Origin of the sequence: Paraburkholderia franconis (assembly GCF_009362735.1) — a bacterium.
Lineage (GTDB): Bacteria > Pseudomonadota > Gammaproteobacteria > Burkholderiales > Burkholderiaceae > Paraburkholderia > Paraburkholderia franconis.
In genome coordinates this window covers 123134-141332 of sequence record NZ_WHNP01000016.1, presented here as the reverse complement: position 1 = coordinate 141332, position 18199 = coordinate 123134, and the positions used below count along the sequence as shown (strand labels likewise).

Genomic DNA, 18199 nt, shown 5'->3' with positions numbered 1-18199 from the left:
ATGTCCGGCCCACACGAAATCAGCTATCCGGCAGTTCGCCGGTGTACTCGAAGGCGACGGTCCCTTTCGGGTGTTTGAACCAGCCCGGGTCGCGATAGTCGTTGCGGCCGAGTCCCTCGCGCACCTTCACGACGCTAAACATGCCGCCCATTTCCAGCGCACCGAACGGCCCGGTACCGGTCATCATCGGCAGCGTGTTGTCAGGCAGCGGCATTTCCATCTCGCCCATCGAACCGCCTGCGCTGCCCATTGCCATGTAGTCCGGGACGAGCTTGTTGATGCGCTTCGCGAGGTCTTTCTGCGGCACGCCAATCAGATTCGGCACCTGATGTCCCATCGCATTCATCGTGTGATGCGACTTGTGGCAGTGAAACGCCCAGTCGCCGGGCCGGTTTGCCGTGAATTCGATGGCACGCATCTGACCGACTGCAACGTCGGCGGTCACTTCGGGCCAGCGTGCGGCGGGCGGAATCCATCCGCCGTCGGTTCCTGCGACCTCGAAGCTGTACCCATGCAGATGGATGGGATGATTGGTCATCGTCAGGTTGCCGAAGCGGATGCGAACCCGGTCTCCTGCTCGTACGGGCAACGGGTCGATGCCCGGAAAGACGCGTGCATTCCATGTCCACATGTTGAAGTCCGTCATCTCGTTGACGCGCGGCGTGAAGCTGCCCGGGTCGATGTCGTAGGCGGACATCAGGAACACGAAGTCGCGGTCAACCGGCATAACGCTGCGGTCCTTCGGGTGCACGATGAACGTGCCCATCATCCCCATGGCCATCTGCACCATCTCGTCGGCGTGCGGGTGATACATGAAGGTGCCGTGCTTCTCGAGCTGGAACTCATAGACGAACGTCTTGCCAGGCGGAATGTGGGGCTGCGTGAGACCGCCCACACCGTCCATCCCGGACGGCACGAGCATTCCGTGCCAGTGAACCGTGGTGTGTTCCGGCAGCTTGTTGGTCACGAAGATTCGAACCTTGTCGCCTTCGACCGCCTCGATGGTCGGACCGGGCGCCTGGCCGTTGTAGCCCCAGAGATTCGCCTTCATGCCGGCTGCCATTTCTCGGACGACGGGCTCGGCAATGAGATGGAATTCCTTCCAGCCGTTTTTCATCCGCCATGGCAGCGTCCAGCCATTGAGTGTCGCCACGGGCGTATAGGGTCGACCGTTGGGTGGGACCAGCGGTGGCTGCGTAGCCGTCTTTTCCATAGTCGGCGCTTCTGGAAGCGACGCTGCACCAGCCTTGCTAACCAACGCTGCGCCGAGGAGCGCAGCGCCCGAGCCGCCGAGAAAGCTTCGACGTGAAACCATGTTCATTTACCTTCTGAATTCGTCGGCGACGCCGGTTGGGTCGCGGGAGCAGACGACGGCGAGTCCTGCGCCGGGGCCGGTGGTGTTGGCGTTGCAGGCGTCGGCGCTGCGTCACTCTGCAGTGCGCCCGGCGCCGGTGTCATCGCGAGCGGTGGAAGGCGGCCGCCAAGCGATTGCTGCAGGTCCGTCTCCGCGAGCCAGTAGTCCTTCAGCGCGTCGATGTATCCGTTGACGGCAGCAACCTGGTCGCGCGAATCGGCAAGCAGCTCGAACACGCTTGCGAGCATGCCGTTGTAGCGCAGCAGCATTTCATCCGAGATGGTCTTGCGTATGGGCACGACCTCGTCGCGGTAGTGCTTCGCGACGTCGTAGCTCGTCACGTAGGCGGAGTACGATTCACGTACTTCGGAGCGTGCGTCGATCGCCGTCTGGGCGAGCCGGTTCGCCGATTGCATATAGATGGCTTCGGCGCGTGCGACCTTTGCGCTGCCCCAGTCGAAGATGGGAATTTCGACACTGATTTCGTACCCGTGCTCGTGTCCCTTGTCGGTCTCGAAGTTGTCGAGATAGCCGACATCGAGCGCATTGATGAACCGGGTCGCCTTGCTGAGGCCCAGAGATGTTGCGACGCTTTGTGTTCTCAGCTTCGCCGCCTGAATATCGAGGCGGCTTTGCATCGCAAAGCTTTCGAGGTCGTTCAGTTGCGGCCTTTCCTTCGGCAGGTCAGGGAGATGGTCCGGCAGCTTGTACTGGGTTCCCGAACCCCATAGACCCATCGTGCGTGTGAGTTTTTCCCGAGCCATCACTGACTGCTGGCGCGCCTTGGCCAGTTGTGCAGTCGACTCCGCGTAAAAGGCCTGCTCACGCGCATAGTCGAGTTTGCTGAAATTGCCCGCCTGGCGCATGCGCAACGCGAGTTCTGCTCCAGCCTCGGACGAGTCCTTGACCTGCGCGGCGTAAAGGGCTGCCTGCTCCGCAGCCACAGCATTCACGTAGGCCTTTCGGGCGTCGGCGGCCACCGCGAGCATCGCGTTGGCGGTCTCGAGCTTCGTCTGCTCAAACCGGCGGCTCTCGATACGCGTCGCCACGGGCAGCGTGAGGACACCCAGTACGCCCATCGAAAATGTCCGGCTGATGCCGAAGCCATCGCTCCAGTGCGTCCGGCTGAAGGTGAAGCCCGGATTGGGCAGACGCCCCGCCTGGACGAGGTCGGCCTCGGAAATGCCGAGTTCGCCGTATGAAGCCTGCAGTCCCCGGTTGTTGAGCAACGCAACCTGGACTGCGTCATCCACGCCGAGCGGCTTCGCTAGCAGCTCCTGTGTACGCTTGAAGACAGCGTCGCGGTCCTCGTCGGTTTTCACGTAGACGGCGTCTTTGCCAAGCCGCTCAGACGCGGTCGACGATACGGTGTTGAATCCACCGTCCTTCGAGAAGGTCGTGCAGCCTGCGAGGAATACCGTCGCGACTGCAATGCAGGTCACGCGGTTCCGCGAGAGTTGTCGCATCATTTCGACTCGCCCCCGTGTTCGTGACTGCTCTTCGCATCGGGTGTCGCGCCTGGTTGCTGGCCGTGCTTCATCCCTGCCGTGCCCCGAGTCGGGCTAACGGCGCGGTTCAGCTGCTGCCAGCTCGGCGCTTCGCCGTCCTGCCAGGACTTGTAGCCGTCGAAGGCCGATTGCACGGTGACTGCCGGTACGGATGCCCCTGCATCCGTCGGGTCAGGAACGGCTGTCGTGGCGTGCGCGAGCAACGGCAATACTGCGCCCGCGCCCAAGAGCGCCGCAGAAAGTGTTCGCATGAATTTTTCTCGTCGTGAATCATCCGGAGGCCATGACGGACTCCAGAAAGACTTGCTGGTCGCAGCGAATGACTGCGATTGCGCGGATTAGACGAGAATGGACCGAGGAGGACGTTCGATGCCGCTGGTCAGGAATAGCACGACACCGGCATCGGGAGGCAATGAGACAGTGAAATGAATCAGGTCAGCGGAAGCGGACACCGCAGGCACGACCGGTAGCGCTGCACCGACGCAGCAGGAGGCGCAGGTCAAACAGGCGTGAACGTGATGGCCGCTGTGGTTGTGGCCGTGGTGGTCATCATCGTCGGCTACGAGAACCTGTCCGTCCGACGACTCAGATTGATGATGATGGTGAGCGGTCGCTTCATCATCGACCGCTTCCGAGGTAGCACAAATCATCGAGACGGCTGCAAACGACTGAACCGGAAGGCTCAGTGCCAGCAGCACGACAAGAAGGAGTTTGCGCCAGTAAGACATGGGTGCAGAGTCTAGCACGGGGTGAAGACCTCTGTAAGCGCGCGAAAGTGTCAGTGTGTAACGGCGCGGCGGCGCGTCGCGGCAGCTTCAATTGCGCACGGACGTGAGCTTTGCGGGACGGATGGACGTACGCATTCGCATGGTCACCCACCGGCGACGCGTTGTCGGACTATGGATTTCTCCATCCGTTGACCTTCCCACTGTGGAAAGGTGCATGCTGTCCAATTTCCCCGGTAGGCGGAGGCACGATAATGGAATTCACTGCCATGGCATTTCAGTTTGCCGCTACCAACCTCGTGCTTGAGTTGGGCGTGCTCATGTGGGTGCTGATTGCGTGGCAGTTCGCTGCCGCCGAGTTTCTCGGTGGCCCAATCATGATTGTCGTGCTTGCCCTGCTGTTCCGGCTCCTTGTGCGAGATTCACTCAGGAAGCGAGCTATCGAACACGCGGACAAAGGTATCGCCGGTAGCATGGAAGGGCATGCCGCGATGTCGATGGGCGAACAGAGAGGCACCTGGAAACAACGCCTCACATCGATGGACGGCTGGACAGCCATTAGCCATAGCTACGTGATGAACTGGGTCATGCTATGGCGAGGCATTGGCGTGGGATTGCTCGTTGCCGGTGCCCTCGCAGCATGGGTACCGAACAGCTTCTGGCAGAAATTCTTTCTGGTCAGTCATCCAACCCTCGCCATGATATGGGGCGCCTTCGTCGGACCACTCATCGCGGTCGCTTCATTCACCTGTTCGGTCGGCAACGTGCCACTGGCGGCCGTTCTGTGGAAAGGTGGCGTCGGCTTCGGAGGCGTTGCCTCGTTCATATTCGGCGACCTCATCATCCTCCCGATCCTCAATATCTACCGGAAGTACTATGGCGGCAAGATGACCGCCTTTATGACGGTGACCTTTTACGTTTGCAATGGTCGTGGCCGCACTGATTGTTGAGGGACTGTTTCAGCTATTTGGCTGGGTCCCGCGTGAGCGTCATACCGCCGTCGTCAATGCCACTATCAGCTTCAACTACACCACCATCCTGAACATCATTTTCGGCATCGTTTTCATCGTCTTGACGACCGTCTTTTTCCGCACGGGCGGTGTCGAGATGATGCGCATGATGGAGAACGGCGAGCATGCGCATGATGGTGACGGCTACGAGCGTCATGCGCGCGGAATGCCATCATCCGCACATGACCGTCACTCTCATCAGGGACATTGAGTCTTTCGTCAAGAAGGAGATGAACATGAAAGCGCGTTTTGCAACCAGGACTTTTGCCGTCAGCGCAATTGCTGCACTTGGTCTCACGGCCGGGACAGCTAGCGCTCAGCAGGGAGCGTCTATGCCGGGCATGGCCATGAGCAGTTCGCCTGACGCCGGTTCGTCCGGCTCAACGCCGGCGTTCAAAGCTGCAGACCAGAAGATGATGCAGCAGATGCAGGCACCGAACTACACCGGTGATGCCGATAAGGACTTCGTCGCGCATATGATTCCACACCATCAAGGCGCCATTGACATGGCCGAGGTCGAACTCAAGTACGGCAAGGACCCCGAGATGAAAAAGCTGGCGCACAATATCATCAAAGCGCAGAAAGAGGAAATTGCGCTGATGCAGCGATGGCAGGCCAAACATGGCAGCAAGTAGGTACCTCTGCGAAGGCCGACCGATGGTCGGCCTTGTCAATACGTAGTCCGCTTCGCTTCATGCGTTAGTCGCCCACGACTCTGCTTTCACGTCTGTTCGAAAGCAAATACTGCGAATGAATCCTGAAGTGGCGTTACGAGGCGCTCCTGCAAGTGGGCGGCCGCGATGGCCGTAGCGACTAGGTACAGAGAGAAGCTCGCCATACTGGCACGACATCCTTCGACGCTGCAGCACGATGTTGCGAAGTGGGCGGCGCATTCAACCGGTGATACGGAAAACTTCTTTTTCATGGCGTCGGTAACTTCTTTACCGTCCCACAGCCGCCAGAGTTTTAAATTTGCTGTCGCGGGCATTTTCATCACGCAGCGCCGAGGGCTCGGCCACCGCTCAGCGCTCAACCACTGCCGAATGTCTGGACAGACGCGTTATTTCTCCATGAGCCATCCCACGCCCGGTACATTGGGAATGGCTGAAGAGCCCAGCTTCTTCCGGATGCCGTGAATAAGCACCTCGACCACGTTGCTTTCGACGTACTCTTTTGAGGAGTACTGCTTCTGTTCGAGCTGCTTGCTAGAAAGGACGGTTCCCGGGCGCATCAGCAAGGCACCGAGCAACGTGAGCGTCGCGCACCCAGTCTGGCGCGTCGGCAGCGTCTTTCAGTGCCTGGACACAATCGTCTCGCCAATCGTTTCGTCATCTTCAATGAGAAGCAATCGCATGCACGCCAGTCGCCTTAACCCCCACCTAAGGCAATAATAAGAGTTCTGGAATACCATCCGCAGCGTGTCTTCCTACCGGATTTCCATCGTGGTACACGGTTCGTACGATAGCAAACTGGAACCCGCGAATCTCGCGCTCATGTCGCAAAACCCTCGCGTAAGATGGCGCATGCCGCTCGCGTGCGCAGCCTTGCTGCTCGTTGGCGGATGTGCCGGGTATGTCCCGCGCCCGCTGCCGGAAGCCCCCCAGTGGTTTGCCGACATCGATGCCACCTCTGCGCCACTCACTGTCGACCAGGTCGTGTCCCGTGCGCTCGAATTCAGCCCGGAGGTCCGCCACGCAGAGCGCGATGTCGACATCGCCAAAGCGAAAAACTATGCGGACGGCCTGCTTCCCGACCCGACACTGAACTTGAGCACCGACCGCCCTGGCGCTGCCGGCTATGTCCCCGCGTTCATGGTCGAGCTGGGCTACGAGGTGTCGGCTCTCGTCGACCGGCCAGCAAGAAAACGGGCAGCAAACGCCCTTCTCGATGAGAAACAGCTCGCACTCGAATGGACACGATGGCAGGTGGCAAACCACGCGTATGCGCTGTATGTGCAAAACGTCAGTCTCACGCACCTAGAGAATGTGACGAGTCAGATGACGGCATATCAGCAAGACGTTGCCAACCGGATGGACATCGCGCTAGAGCACGCCTACGTCACGCGGGATGCCGCCATGCTCGCGCAAACGCGATATCGAGACAGCGAACAGGCATCGAGTGCGTTGCGGCAGGAACACCTGAAAGCAATGCAAGAACTCAACTCGCTACTGGGCATACATCCAGGCGCCCAACTCGCTCTCGCTGCACCGCCTGAACCCTCCGATATTCCCCAGGATGTCATCGCACAATCGCTCGTCGACCTCGCAAAGCATCGCCCCGATTTGCTGGCCCTGCAGGCGGGGTATGACGAGCAGGACGAACGGTACAGGGCGGCGCTGCTCGGGCAGTTTCCGAAGCTGGATATCGGTGTGACCCGAGGCCGCGACACCTCCGCCATCTACACAACCGGGCTAAGCGTCTCGGTAACGTTGCCTCTATTCAACGGCAATCGAGGCAACATCGCCATCGAAAAGGCGACGCGCGAAAGCCTTTACGACGAATACGTCCAACGGCTCGACGACGCATACTCGGCCGTGCACGGTATCACCGCCGAACTGCGCGTTCTCCACGAGCAGTTGCATACCGCGCGCGCATTGGAGTTCGCACTCAAGACTTCGCTTGAGAAGGCGCGCCATGCCTTCGAGCAAGGGAACCTCGCACTACCGGCGCTTGCTGACATTGAATCGCAATACCTGGCACAGCGCATTGCATCAGAAAAGCTCGCCAGCGAGGTGCTCCAGCAGCATGTCGCGCTTTGCACCCTTATCGGTGTCAGCGCAATCGACCATCAACCGCTTTAACAGGCGCGCCCATGAAGTTCAGCCAGACAGTAACGCTTGCCACGGTCTTCGCCCTGGTTGCCAGTCAATGTGCGTTCGCACAGGATGTCGTGACGATGCCAGCCGTGCTCAAGCGCATTACACAGACTTTCTCGACACCCGCTCGCGTTCAGGCTGCGTCAAACATTGTCCTCACTGCATCGACCACCGGTACCGTGGCAGGTCTGCACGTGCTGCCCGGCGATGCGGTACGTCGGGGCCAAGTTATCGCGCGTCTGACGGGGTCGACCGTCCTTGCTGAAACCACGCGTTTGACGTCTGAGCAGAAATCCGCGCAAGTCCGGGCATCCTCCGCCTCGCACGCTGCTGAGATTGAGCAACAGAAGCTTGGCGACCAGCTCAGTACACGCGATGCCGTCCTCCATGCACAGGCAGACCGCGATACGGCACGTCAACAACTCTCGGCTGCACAGGCAGCGACCAGAAACTACGAAAGCCTGCTCGCAGTTACAGCGCCACAGTTCGGCACCGTAACTGCGGTTAGCGCGGCCGACGGAGAGATTGTGAGCGCCGGGCAGACACTCGTGACGCTCGTGCCTTCGAACGGTCTGTACGTCGTCGCGAGCTTCTATGGCAGCGACGCAATGCGTGTCGCAACGGGCATGGAAGGCACCTTTCTGCCCGAGGGTTCACTCACACCGCTTCGCGTAGTCGTTCAGCGTATAGCCCTGAGTGCCACGATGCCCGGGCAGACGGACGTGTGGCTGAAGACGTCAGATGGTCATCCTCTTCCCGCTGGCGGGGTTGGCACGCTGTCACTTTCAGCATCGGCCGAAAAGCTTGCTGTTCCGAGCAGTGCGCTCGTGCTCGATGGTGGCCAATGGTGGGTGCTGGTGCACGATAAACGTGGTGAGCATCGCAGACAGGTCGTTCCAGGCCCTTCCGACAACAGATGGACAACCATCCAGCAGGGGCTCATATCTGACGAACGGGTCGTTACCCAAGACACCTATCTGCTATTCCACAAGGACTTCGCAAAACGCTACCAGCAAGCCGACTGATGACCCCACAAAACATGCTCAACGATGTCGTTAAGCGGCCGCTGCTCTGGTTCATGCTCTATGCGGGCCTCGTTGCATATGGCATCTACGCGCTCGTCAATATCCACGCGGAAGTTCTGCCTCAGTTCAACCTGCCTCAGGTGAGCATCGTCGCCCAGTTGCCGGGGGCCACAACGCTCGACCTGGAGGGACTCATCGCGCGTCCAATCGAGGCCGAGTTAACCTCACTATCGTCATTGAGTGATGCGCGGTCGGAAATTGGACAAGGTACCGTGAAGATTGAAGCGCGCTTCACGGAAGCAACGAGCGCAGCCAGTGCGTTGCAGGACGTGAACGGCGTGATTGGCAGAATCAATGGTTCCTTGCCCAAGGGCAGCAGCCTGATGACGGAGATTTCAGGTAACGCTATCAACGAAGTCGCGGATTACGCCGTGCAGGTCCCGCCTGGTGTGGACGCATCATACGTTCAGCGTGTCATCGAAACGGATATCGTTCCGCGTGTCCGCGCGGTCCCGGGCGTACAGAAAGTGTCCGTCGCTGGACCCGGCGCCGACGCGATATGGGTACGTCCAGACCTCGCAAAGATGCAGCAGTTCAACGTCCCGGTATCAGCAATTGCGTCGTCGCTCGACGCGGCGACCATGATGGTGCCAAGCGGCTACGTCGACCTTGGACACCAGGATATCTTTATCGAAGGTCGAAGTCTGCCTGCGACGCCCGCGCAATATGCCGGCATCGCAGTGCCGGCATCTGGAGGCGTCGTTCCGTTGAACGCAGTGGCAGATGTCACGCGGGCGGCACCGCCTTCCCATCATGCTGTCACACTCGACAGCCGCCCAACTATCGCGGTGGTTGTCTTTAAACAACCGGGAGCGTCGACCGTCCCGGTCGTCAAAAACGTCGACAAGGCACTGCATGACCTTGAACCGCAGTTGCCAGGACATTCACGTTTCGTGCAAATCTACAGCCAGGGTCATATCGTTGGTGTGGTGTCGGCCGATTTGACGCGCAACCTTGCCATCGGCGCAGTGCTGGCTGTTGCGGTCCTGTTCTGGATGCTCGGGGCGAGTCGTGGCATCTGGGCGCTCGCACTCAGCATTCCACTATCGCTCCTGCTCGGTATCGCCGGGCTGTACCTGACTGGTCAGAGTCTGAACCTGCTAACCTTCGGCGCGCTTTCGGTGGCTGTCGGCCTGCTGGCTGACGATGCCATTATCGTTCTCGAAAGTATCTATCATCGGTGGGAAGCGGGCGATGGACGATGGGAAGGTGTCGCGCGAGGTCTGCGCGATATCGCCGGTCCCGATATCTCGGGTACGATGACCACTGTCTCGGTGTTCCTGCCGCTTGCATTTGTGGGAGGCCTTGCGGGACTTTTCTTTGTTCCGTTCTCACTGGCAATGACGCTCAGCCTGATTGCGTCACTGCTCATTTCGCTGAGCCTGATTCCGCTCGTGTTGGGATTCGTGGGTCCGCGAATCAGGCTGCGACCCACGTCAGGTTCACGCGCCGTCGACTGGCTGAAACGTCACAACCTGCGGCTTTTCGACTTCGCGCTGCGGCGACCAAGAATGTCGCTCTGGGGTTGCGTATTTATCTTCGTTGTTTCCGTTGCCGGGCTGGTCCTTGTGCCGGTTGATTTTTTGCCTCTGCCCAATGAGGCTGTGCTGCTCGAAAGTTTCACCCTGCCGCCCGGGACCTCGTTGCATGACGCTCAGAACGCGGCCGACCGCATCTCCTCGCGGCTACGCGGTCTTCCGTCCGTAGCGCATGTATTCGCGAGAACTGGGTCTGCGTCGGGCACCTCATACACCGAGCCCGCATATGCAGGAGAAATCCAAGTTGCCCTGAAGCCCGATGTAAATGTGGGCAGCCTCGACGAAATCGGCAAGCAGATTCTCGATGCGTCGAAACTTCCTGGTGTTCAAACGATTGTCGGCACACCGACACTGGAACGGCTCGGTGAAACGCTATCTGGCCTGCCGCAGCCGTTTGTCATCGATGTATATGGCAATTCGGTCGAAACCCTGCAATCCTTGTCGAACGAGATTACAGAACGTCTGACGAAGGTCCCGAATCTGTCGGACGTGTTCAACAACGACGGGTACCCTGTCACCGAGCTACAAATTACGCCGAAAATGACGGCACTCTCGCTTCACGGAATCACGGCCGCGCAACTGTTCTCGCAGTTGCACGTGCTGCTCGCGGGACAGACGGTTGCAACGGTGCCTGAGGGCAACGGCCATCTCGATGTCTACGTCCGTCTGGGCGACCCTACACATCTTTCGCTTGAACAACTCAGGCAGATTCCCGTGATGGCCAATGGATGGACAGTGCTCAGCGACGTAGCCGACGTATCGATGAAAACAGGACCTAATGTCATCCGGCATCTGGATGGCCTGCGCGCCATCGAGATTCTCGCGACACCCACCGCGCCGCTCGGACAGGTCATCTCGGATTCGAAAAAGGCGCTGTCAAGCTTGAAATTGCCTCTGGGCTATGACGTCAAGTTTGGTGGCTTGTATCCGCAACTCGAACGTGCGGTGGCGAATGTGGCTGTCGCCGCCGCTATCGCGCTCGCACTCATGCTTGGCATTCTCACCTTGCAGTTTGACGGCTTTCTGGTGCCTGGGCTTCTACTGCTACAGATGCCTCTCGCGTTCTCCGGCGGTGCGATTGCACTTGTGGTCAGCGGCGTTGGCCTGAATGCCATCGGCCTTATCGCGTTTCTCACGTTGATTGGCGTGAGCCTGAATCACGGCATCGTTCTGCTGCAGATGGTAAGGCGGAACGAAGCGAAGGGACAGGCTGTCGTCGATGCGGTAACGCACGCAGTCGAGGTGCGTTTCCGACCTATTCTGCTCACGGTCCTGACCGCATCGCTAGGACTGTTGCCGACCGCGCTCGGTTTCGGGAAAGGCGCGGCACCGGAACAGGGGCTCGCTATCGTCACACTCGGTGGCCTGGTCTGGAGCGGGTTGCTCAGTACCAATCTGCTCCCTGCGTTGTATGTCTATAGACGCGACAAACAGGAACGCAAAAAGAATGCGGCCAGGTAACGACAAGCGAATGCAGACCAAGGTCGAGCAATGCGTCAGGTATGCGCAGACGATTCCAGCAATCGCACATTTCACGGACATTTCGTTGGAAATCATCGATAGCCTGTTGCCACATTTCCGGTTACCGGATTGGGAGCAGGACTTCCGATTCACTGTGAGCTATGCACCGTTAACTCGTATCCGCTGCTACATCGCGTAGCGTATGAAATCAACGCTGTGACGCAGGGAAATGTAAATCGTGGCGCTCGTCAGAAAAGTGGCAAGCGCGACGACCCACAATACGTGGCAGCTTTGCCTGTCACGGTCCAGCAGATGATGGGCGACCGATAGAAACGCAATCCAAGCCGTACCGAGGCTGAGGCCAGCGAGAACATCAGAAAACCAATGGACACCGAGGTACAGGCGGGAGAGGGATATCAGCGCTATTATCGAGCCGCTTGCCACGGCAATCCTGAGTTGAGCGTCTCTTTGACGGCCTCGACACACGAGGTAAGTAAGGAAGCCATAGACGACAACACTTAATGTGGCGTGGCTGCTGGGGAAGGAAAAGCTCTCAACGCCATCGTAGATTGACATCGGCCGCAAACGCTGGACAGCGAACTTAAATAATTTGACCGCTGCATCAGCCGTCGCCAGAGCAACAATCCAATAGGCGGCGGTACGCCATTCGCGCCGATACACTAGCACGACAAGCACGGCCAGGGACACGGGTAGCGTAACGGCCGCATCGCCAAGCTCCGACACTGCCACCATCAAGTGGTCAAGAACGGGAACGCGAAGTCCCTGCATCCCATCATGAAGTACCCGGTCAACGGTGACCAGAGGGTCCTCGCTAATAATGTCTTCGAGGATACCGAAAAACAGCCAGATGCCGCCAAAGACCAGAACGACGGTCACCAACGACTTCGCAAAGCCGGTACGGTGAAGGACAAATCGCCAATCAGGTCTGTTGCTTTCGTCAGGTTTTGGGTCGATATGCGAAAACAGTCGCAACAACTTGCCGAATAGCATGCTCAGCAGTTCCATTGGGAACCTTCGAATCGGCACAGAATTGGATGACCATTCGCGCTGCTAGCACTTGGCTTCCATTCCATGCGTTGACGTGGACAACGATTCAGACACGGACACCTCGCAGCCGCAGCGCATTTCCAATCACAGAAACCGAGCTCAGTGCCATCGCGGCGCTCGCGATTATCGGGCTGAGAAGAATGCCGAGCCACGGGTAAAGCGCGCCCGCCGCAATGGGGATGCCGATGGCGTTATAGGCAAACGCGAAAAACAGGTTCTGGCGAATGTTCTTCATCGTCGCCATGCTCAGCGAGCGGGCACGTGCGATACCTCGAAGGTCGCCTTTCACGAGCACGACACGCGCACTATTCATCGCTACATCCGTGCCCGTTCCCATCGCAATGCCGACGTTTGCCTGTGCGAGAGCGGGTGCGTCGTTCACGCCATCGCCTGCCATGGCCACTATGCGCCCCGACTTTTGCAGTTCCTGAACGTGCTTGTACTTGTCCTCTGGCAGGACACCGGCCTTCACGTCATCGAGAGCCAGCGAACTTGCAACAGCGCGAGCCGTAACCTCATTGTCGCCCGTCAGCATCACAATCCGGACGCCGGACTCTTTCAACTGCCGCACGGCCTCTGGGGTCGTGCCTTTGACCGGGTCGGCGACACCGATATAGCCTGCCAGTTCTCCGTCAATCGCGAGATACATGATGGTTTGTCCGTCCTCGCGCAAGCGGTCCGCGTCGCGCTCCACTGACCCGCAATCGACTCCCAGGTCCGCCATCAATCGAGCATTGCCCAACGACGCCGCGTGTCCATCGATTTTTCCCGTCACACCCTTGCCCGGCACGGAGTCGAACGCGTCGACCTGAGATGTCGCTGCTCCCGTTTCTTTCGCGAATGTCGTGATTGCCTGTGCGAGCGGATGCTCGCTCGCCCCTTCCAGGCTTGCTGCGTAGCCGAGAACGCGGAATTCCTGCGCAGCATTGACCGCGACCACTTTCTGGACACGCGGCTTGCCCTCTGTCAGCGTGCCCGTCTTGTCGACGACGACGGTGTCGACTTTCTCCATCAGTTCGAGTGCTTCCGCATCCTTGATGAGCACGCCTTCCTGCGCGCCCCGGCCCACGCCAACGATAATCGACACGGGGGTAGCCAGGCCCAATGCACAGGGACACGCAATGATAAGCACGCTGATGGCGACAACGAGAGCGTTTGCCAGTGCCGGTGCAGGCCCGGCGACAGCCCAGACGAGGAACGCGGCGGCCGCTATGCCAATGACCGCGAGCACGAACCAGCCGGACACCTGGTCGGCAAGTTTCTGGATAGGCGCACGGGAACGGCCCGCCTCCGCAACCATTTGCACGATGCGCGCGAGCAAAGTTTCGGAGCCGACCTTCTCCGCGCGCATCAGGAAGGTTCCCGTCTGATTGACCGCTGCACCCGTCACCTTGCTTCCTGCGACTTTTTCAGCAGGAATCGACTCACCGGTAATCATCGATTCATCGACGCTCGAACGACCTTCCGTCACGACGCCATCCACCGGCACCTTTGAGCCGGGTTTGACCCGCAAGATGTCGCCCGCGACGACCGCTTCGAGAGGAATGGGCTCGTCGACGCCGTCCGGCCTGATGCGTACCGCCGTTTGAGGAGCAAGCTTCAGGAGGTCACGTATCGCGCTCGACGTGCGCGAGCGCGCACGTAGTTCGAGCACCTGGCCTAGCAGAACCAGGGTCACGATGACGGAGGCTGCCTCGAAGTAAAGCGGCAGTTCGTGTCCCCGCCGAAACGCATGCGGCAATGCGTCCGGGAAAAACAGCGCGAACACGCTGAACACATAAGCGGCAGCGACACCCAGTCCGATGAGGCTGAACATGTTCAGCCACCGGGTCACGAATGACTTCCATCCTCGCTCAAGGAACGGCCAGCCGCCCCACAACACCACGGGCGTAGCCAGCAACGCCTGGATGCATTGGGACCATGATGCCGTCATCCAGTGTGGGACATTCGAAAACAGCCCGTCGATTGCTGAATCGATGTCGAACGGCAAAATCATCTTGCCCATCGTCATCAGGAGCAGCGGAATCGACAGAACAAGCCCAACCCAGAACCGCCGGGTCATTGATTCAAGCTCGACATTGCGCTCTTCTGCACCTGTTGGGACGATGGGCTCGAGTGCCATGCCACAAATCGGACAGTTGCCAGGCGCAGACGCGCGTATTTGTGGATGCATCGGACACAAGTAGATAACCCCCGTCTCGGGCCCGGGAACGGCCGTTGTCCCGACTGGCCGTGCATACTTGTCCGGTGCTGCCCGGAACGTTTCCAGGCATTTGCTGCTGCAGAAGTAATACGGTTGTCCGAGGTAGTCGGAATGTCGCGCCGATGCGCTCGCCACACGCGTGCCACAAACAGGGTCGACCGCGTCCGTCGTTTCCTGCGTATGGTCGGCGTGTCCACTTGCCCTCGGGGCACCGCTGTGAACATGTGTGGGCGACGAAGTCATCGTGTGCGTCCCGTATTAGCTCAATGAGCCTGAACAGTGCCGTTGCCAGACAATCGCGGGATGAAGCGCGGCGTGTGTGATGCGTACTCTCGCCAGGCTTGACCGAAACGTGCTTCCGAATCCAGTTCTTCCTGGATTGCGAGCCGGACATACATGAAAACCAGTACCGGAAACATCACGAGCGTGACAAGCGTTGGCCACTGCAGCAGGAAGCCGAACATGATGAGCACAAATGCAACGTACTGCGGATGCCGGATTTTCGCGTAAGCGCCCGTTGTGGCGAGTTGTCCGACGCGTTGAGCCTCGTACAGGACATGCCAGGCTGTCGACAGCAGATAAAACCCACCCAATATAAAGACGAGACTAAGGATGTGCGGAAGCGCGAAATGCGGGTCGCCATGTCGGCCCGTCATCATCCACCAGATATGTCCCGAGTCGTGCGAGAACAGGTTTGCCTGCGGGAAACGAGTCTGCAACCAGCCGGACAAAAGATAGATGGTGAGCGGGAATCCGTACATTTCCGCAAAGAGCGCAACGACAAAAGCCGAAAATCCACCGAAGGTGCGCCAGTCACGCCTGGTCGCCGGTTTGAAGAAGCTGAAGGCGAAGATGATGAACACCAGCGAATTGATGAGCACAAGGCCCCACAGGCCGTAGCCATTACCTATGCTGCTCATGGTTGCCCCCTGAATCAGACGTTCCTTCCTTTCTCGTCGAACCGGTATGGCTGTGTCCGTGACCGTGATGCATGAACAGATGCATCAACGGACAAGACAGCAATAGCAGGTATGGCAACACGCCCAGAAAGTGTGCCCGGTGCTCCGAGAAAAGCAGGAACAGCGCGACAGCCGCGAACACCAGTAGCGCAACCGCTGACCGCGATTTCCAGAAGGGGCGCGAAGTATGTGGAGCGTCGTTCATCGTCATCTCCATGAAGGGTCGGGCGTCACTTGACCGGTTCCCGGTCTTGCGCGGACTGACGGTCCATCATCGCCTGCAACATCATCTGCATCATGTCCATGCGCTTCATCATCATTTCGTGAGCTTGTCCGGACATCGGCATAGCCTCCGAATCCTGTTTCATCATGTCCATCATGTGCATACTGCTTTGCGTGGACTTCATCTGTTCGTCCATCAGTGCTGCGCGTTGCTCTGACGTCTTCGCGTCCATCATTTTTTCGTGCATCGCCTGCATGTGCTTCGTCTGTTCGTCGATGTCGCGAAGCTTCTTGCTGTCTTTTGAGACAGGCTTGGTGGCCGGCGGGTGATGCGCCTTGTGTTCTGCATCGGTCGCCTTCTGTTCGGCAGCGACCGCATTGCCGACGCTGCAAGCGACAGAAATCGCGGTGACAAGCGCCAGGCTTTTGAAGAAACTCATGTTGGTCTCCGTACGCGCGGTTTGACGGAATTCATGCAATTGCCCTGCACAAACTGTATCCCCCGCGTTGCAGCTTTATTTGACATGGCTCAACCGCGCGGTTGAAAACGGGCGTGCTATTCAATGCGCGCAGAGTTCTAGTTGTCGCGGCGCCCACCTCAGTGGCATTCGCTCCCGCTCCCTCGACCTGCGTCAATCGGTTAGCAGCCGCCGCCGGTAGCATGAAATAGCTGTCATGTGCCCGGCACCGTCAATCGGCGAAGGCGTATACCAGCACGAAGGAGATTTCGTATGCGCAACGTACGGATATGCGCTATCGGTGAACAGGGACCGGTGTGGGTTCTTGCGAACGTCGTCCTTGTTGTCATGGCGTTCCTGCTCGCCGGATGCGGCTACAACGCCATCCAGACTGAGGACGAACAGGTCAAGGCAAGCTGGTCGGAGGTTTTGAACCAGTACCAGCGCCGCGCTGACCTCGTGCCTAATCTCGTGAACACAGTGAAGGGGTACGCCAATCAGGAGAAGGAAGTTCTGACGAAGGTGACTGAGGCTCGCGCTCAGGTCGATTCTATCCGGGCCACTCCGGAGCTACTGTCCGACCCACAGGCGTTTGCGCGATTCGAATCAGCTCAGGGCCTGCTCACATCGTCCCTCTCCCGTTTGCTGGTGGTGTCGGAAAACTACCCGCAACTCAAGTCCGACGCGAATTTCAGGGATTTGCAGGCTCAGATCGAGGGAACAGAGAACCGGATTGCGGTTGCGCGGACCCGCTATATCGGGGCCGTGCAGCAGTACAACTCGACAGTCAGGTCGTTCCCGAACAACCTGACGGCAAAGGCGTTCGGCTATCAGGATAAGCCGAACTTTTCCGTTGCAAAGGAAGCTGAGATTTCAAGGCCGCCCCGTGTCGACTTCGGGGCGACGCCGGCATCGGCGGGTGGGGCGAACAATTGAACTTCGTTCGCTTACTGTTCGTGTTGCTCGTTGCGGCTTTTGCCTTCGCCGGAGCCGAGGTACGTGCCGAGGTGCCCATCCCGTCGCTGACCGCCCGCGTCACGGACGAGACGGGCACTCTGACAAGCGACCAGCGTTCTGCACTCGAGCAAACGCTCAAAGATTTTGAGGCCCGTAAGGGAACCCAGATTTCAGTTCTCATCGTCCCAACCACGCAGCCCGAGACAATCGAGCAGTATTCCATGCGTGTGGTTGAGCAATGGAAGCTCGGGCGGCAAAAGGTTGATGACAGCGCGTTGTTGATTGTCGCCAAGAACGACCGCTCGCTGCGCATCGAGGTCGGATACGGCCTTGAAGGTCCGCTGAACGACGCGACCAGCAGCCGGATTATCCGTGAGGTGATTGTTCCCAGGTTCAAGCAGGGCGACTTCTATGGCGGCATCGCCGCCGGCGTTGACAGCATTATCCGTGTCGTCAATGGCGAACCGTTACCAGCACCGGCACCACGTCACGGTGAGTCCGAGGGTATTGGACGGCTACTGCCGGTATTGTTCGTGATGGCAGTCGTCGCGGGCGGCTTGCTGCGCGCCTTGCTCGGCCGGTTGCCCGGCGCTGTTGTGACGGGCGGTATTATCGGTGTGCTGGCGTGGGTGCTTTCTGGCGCAATTGTCGTCGCCATCGTTGCCGGAGCAATCGCGCTCATATTCACGCTTGTCGGCAGCGGCATGGGTGCCTACGTTGGCGGGCGGTACATTGGTGGCGGGTCAGGCGGGTTCGGCGGTCGCTCAAACCGCGATATTTTCAGAGGCGGTGGCGGCGGCTTTGGCGGTGGTGGCGCGTCGGGAAGGTGGTAAAC

Annotated in this window: 19 protein-coding genes; 8 read left to right on the top strand and 11 right to left on the bottom strand. The window is 59.1% G+C overall.

The window, feature by feature from the left end:
- Positions 1-19: 19 nt before the first annotated feature.
- The 4 genes from GCT13_RS19130 to GCT13_RS19115 all read right to left on the bottom strand — a co-directional run bounded on the left by GCT13_RS19130 (position 20) and on the right by GCT13_RS19115 (position 3590).
- Positions 20-1315, bottom strand: coding sequence for a copper oxidase (locus GCT13_RS19130; protein ID WP_152760502.1), 1296 nt, complete (start codon positions 1313-1315; stop codon positions 20-22).
- Positions 1316-1317: 2 nt separating this feature from the next.
- Positions 1318-2823: a TolC family protein gene (locus GCT13_RS19125; RefSeq protein WP_152760500.1), complete on the bottom strand. Its 1506-nt coding sequence runs from the start codon at positions 2821-2823 to the stop codon at positions 1318-1320.
- A complete protein-coding gene (locus tag GCT13_RS19120; protein ID WP_152760498.1) occupies positions 2820-3113 on the bottom strand; it encodes a hypothetical protein in 294 nt (97 codons plus the stop codon). The genes GCT13_RS19125 and GCT13_RS19120 overlap by 4 nt, the downstream gene beginning before the upstream one ends.
- An 87-nt stretch (positions 3114-3200) precedes the next feature.
- The gene (locus tag GCT13_RS19115; RefSeq protein WP_152760497.1) at positions 3201-3590 is read right to left on the bottom strand and encodes a hypothetical protein; all 390 of its coding nucleotides are present in this window, start codon (positions 3588-3590) and stop codon (positions 3201-3203) included.
- Positions 3591-3841: 251 nt separating this feature from the next.
- Between GCT13_RS19115 and GCT13_RS19110 the strand changes: the two genes are divergently transcribed.
- Genes GCT13_RS19110 through copM form a run of 3 tightly spaced genes read left to right on the top strand, consistent with a single transcriptional unit; the run spans position 3842 to position 5232 of the window.
- The gene (locus GCT13_RS19110) at positions 3842-4537 is read left to right on the top strand and encodes a permease (protein ID WP_227746913.1); all 696 of its coding nucleotides are present in this window, start codon (positions 3842-3844) and stop codon (positions 4535-4537) included.
- Positions 4518-4808, top strand: coding sequence for a hypothetical protein (locus tag GCT13_RS49390; protein ID WP_227746912.1), 291 nt, complete (start codon positions 4518-4520; stop codon positions 4806-4808). Before GCT13_RS19110 ends, GCT13_RS49390 begins: the two co-directional genes overlap by 20 nt.
- A gap of 25 nt (positions 4809-4833) precedes the next feature.
- Positions 4834-5232, top strand: coding sequence for a CopM family metallochaperone (gene copM, locus GCT13_RS19105; protein ID WP_152760495.1), 399 nt, complete (start codon positions 4834-4836; stop codon positions 5230-5232).
- Positions 5233-5318: 86 nt separating this feature from the next.
- On the opposite strand, the gene GCT13_RS19100 is transcribed toward copM, so the two are convergent.
- Positions 5319-5591, bottom strand: a complete 273-nt coding sequence (locus tag GCT13_RS19100) for a hypothetical protein (protein WP_152760493.1) — start codon at positions 5589-5591, stop codon at positions 5319-5321.
- A 66-nt stretch (positions 5592-5657) separates the two neighbouring features.
- Entirely contained in the window at positions 5658-5846 is a 189-nt protein-coding gene (locus tag GCT13_RS19095; protein ID WP_265335300.1) for a helix-turn-helix domain-containing protein, read from the bottom strand.
- Positions 5847-6015: 169 nt separating this feature from the next.
- Here GCT13_RS19095 and GCT13_RS19090 point away from each other — a divergent pair, with 169 nt between their 5' ends.
- Genes GCT13_RS19090 through GCT13_RS19080 form a run of 3 tightly spaced genes read left to right on the top strand, consistent with a single transcriptional unit; the run spans position 6016 to position 11497 of the window.
- A complete protein-coding gene (locus GCT13_RS19090; protein ID WP_152760492.1) occupies positions 6016-7398 on the top strand; it encodes a TolC family protein in 1383 nt (460 codons plus the stop codon).
- An 11-nt stretch (positions 7399-7409) separates the two neighbouring features.
- Positions 7410-8438: an efflux RND transporter periplasmic adaptor subunit gene (locus GCT13_RS19085; RefSeq protein WP_152760490.1), complete on the top strand. Its 1029-nt coding sequence runs from the start codon at positions 7410-7412 to the stop codon at positions 8436-8438.
- Positions 8438-11497 (top strand): efflux RND transporter permease subunit, encoded by a 3060-nt coding sequence (locus GCT13_RS19080; RefSeq protein ID WP_227746911.1) that lies wholly within the window; start codon positions 8438-8440, stop codon positions 11495-11497. Before GCT13_RS19085 ends, GCT13_RS19080 begins: the two co-directional genes overlap by 1 nt.
- Positions 11498-11683: 186 nt before the next feature.
- On the opposite strand, the gene GCT13_RS19075 is transcribed toward GCT13_RS19080, so the two are convergent.
- From GCT13_RS19075 to GCT13_RS48425, 5 genes are all read right to left on the bottom strand, one after another.
- The gene (locus GCT13_RS19075) at positions 11684-12523 is read right to left on the bottom strand and encodes a phosphatase PAP2 family protein (RefSeq protein WP_227746910.1); all 840 of its coding nucleotides are present in this window, start codon (positions 12521-12523) and stop codon (positions 11684-11686) included.
- Between the two features lie 88 nt (positions 12524-12611).
- Positions 12612-15011: a heavy metal translocating P-type ATPase gene (locus GCT13_RS19070; RefSeq protein ID WP_152760488.1), complete on the bottom strand. Its 2400-nt coding sequence runs from the start codon at positions 15009-15011 to the stop codon at positions 12612-12614.
- A gap of 20 nt (positions 15012-15031) precedes the next feature.
- Complete coding sequence (locus GCT13_RS19065; RefSeq protein ID WP_152760486.1) at positions 15032-15688, bottom strand: methyltransferase family protein; 657 nt, start codon at positions 15686-15688, stop codon at positions 15032-15034.
- The gene (locus tag GCT13_RS19060) at positions 15672-15932 is read right to left on the bottom strand and encodes a DUF2933 domain-containing protein (RefSeq protein WP_084465177.1); all 261 of its coding nucleotides are present in this window, start codon (positions 15930-15932) and stop codon (positions 15672-15674) included. The genes GCT13_RS19065 and GCT13_RS19060 overlap by 17 nt, the downstream gene beginning before the upstream one ends.
- Positions 15933-15957: 25 nt before the next feature.
- Positions 15958-16389 (bottom strand): hypothetical protein, encoded by a 432-nt coding sequence (locus GCT13_RS48425; protein ID WP_193727696.1) that lies wholly within the window; start codon positions 16387-16389, stop codon positions 15958-15960.
- Positions 16390-16755: 366 nt separating this feature from the next.
- Between GCT13_RS48425 and GCT13_RS19050 the strand changes: the two genes are divergently transcribed.
- Together GCT13_RS19050 and GCT13_RS19045 are read left to right on the top strand one after the other, a co-directional pair.
- Complete coding sequence (locus GCT13_RS19050) at positions 16756-17343, top strand: LemA family protein (RefSeq protein ID WP_152760586.1); 588 nt, start codon at positions 16756-16758, stop codon at positions 17341-17343.
- Complete coding sequence (locus GCT13_RS19045) at positions 17340-18197, top strand: TPM domain-containing protein (protein ID WP_152760482.1); 858 nt, start codon at positions 17340-17342, stop codon at positions 18195-18197. The genes GCT13_RS19050 and GCT13_RS19045 overlap by 4 nt, the downstream gene beginning before the upstream one ends.
- Positions 18198-18199 lie beyond the last annotated feature (2 nt).

What these genes read in the sequence shown, in the direction of transcription:
- GCT13_RS48425 (WP_193727696.1), bottom strand. Translation starts at nt 16,389, where the DNA reads ATGAGTTTCTTCAAAAGCCTGGCGCTTGTCACCGCGATTTCTGTCGCT.
- GCT13_RS19115 (WP_152760497.1), bottom strand. Translation starts at nt 3,590, where the DNA reads ATGTCTTACTGGCGCAAACTCCTTCTTGTCGTGCTGCTGGCACTGAGC.
- GCT13_RS19110 (WP_227746913.1), top strand. Translation starts at nt 3,842, where the DNA reads ATGGAATTCACTGCCATGGCATTTCAGTTTGCCGCTACCAACCTCGTG.
- GCT13_RS19100 (WP_152760493.1), bottom strand. Translation starts at nt 5,591, where the DNA reads ATGAAAATGCCCGCGACAGCAAATTTAAAACTCTGGCGGCTGTGGGAC.
- GCT13_RS19070 (WP_152760488.1), bottom strand. Translation starts at nt 15,011, where the DNA reads ATGACTTCGTCGCCCACACATGTTCACAGCGGTGCCCCGAGGGCAAGT.
- GCT13_RS19085 (WP_152760490.1), top strand. Translation starts at nt 7,410, where the DNA reads ATGAAGTTCAGCCAGACAGTAACGCTTGCCACGGTCTTCGCCCTGGTT.
- GCT13_RS19060 (WP_084465177.1), bottom strand. Translation starts at nt 15,932, where the DNA reads ATGAACGACGCTCCACATACTTCGCGCCCCTTCTGGAAATCGCGGTCA.
- GCT13_RS19125 (WP_152760500.1), bottom strand. Translation starts at nt 2,823, where the DNA reads ATGATGCGACAACTCTCGCGGAACCGCGTGACCTGCATTGCAGTCGCG.
- GCT13_RS19080 (WP_227746911.1), top strand. Translation starts at nt 8,438, where the DNA reads ATGACCCCACAAAACATGCTCAACGATGTCGTTAAGCGGCCGCTGCTC.
- GCT13_RS19050 (WP_152760586.1), top strand. Translation starts at nt 16,756, where the DNA reads ATGGCGTTCCTGCTCGCCGGATGCGGCTACAACGCCATCCAGACTGAG.
- GCT13_RS19065 (WP_152760486.1), bottom strand. Translation starts at nt 15,688, where the DNA reads ATGAGCAGCATAGGTAATGGCTACGGCCTGTGGGGCCTTGTGCTCATC.
- GCT13_RS19130 (WP_152760502.1), bottom strand. Translation starts at nt 1,315, where the DNA reads ATGGTTTCACGTCGAAGCTTTCTCGGCGGCTCGGGCGCTGCGCTCCTC.
- GCT13_RS19120 (WP_152760498.1), bottom strand. Translation starts at nt 3,113, where the DNA reads ATGCGAACACTTTCTGCGGCGCTCTTGGGCGCGGGCGCAGTATTGCCG.
- GCT13_RS19075 (WP_227746910.1), bottom strand. Translation starts at nt 12,523, where the DNA reads ATGGAACTGCTGAGCATGCTATTCGGCAAGTTGTTGCGACTGTTTTCG.
- copM (WP_152760495.1), top strand. Translation starts at nt 4,834, where the DNA reads ATGAAAGCGCGTTTTGCAACCAGGACTTTTGCCGTCAGCGCAATTGCT.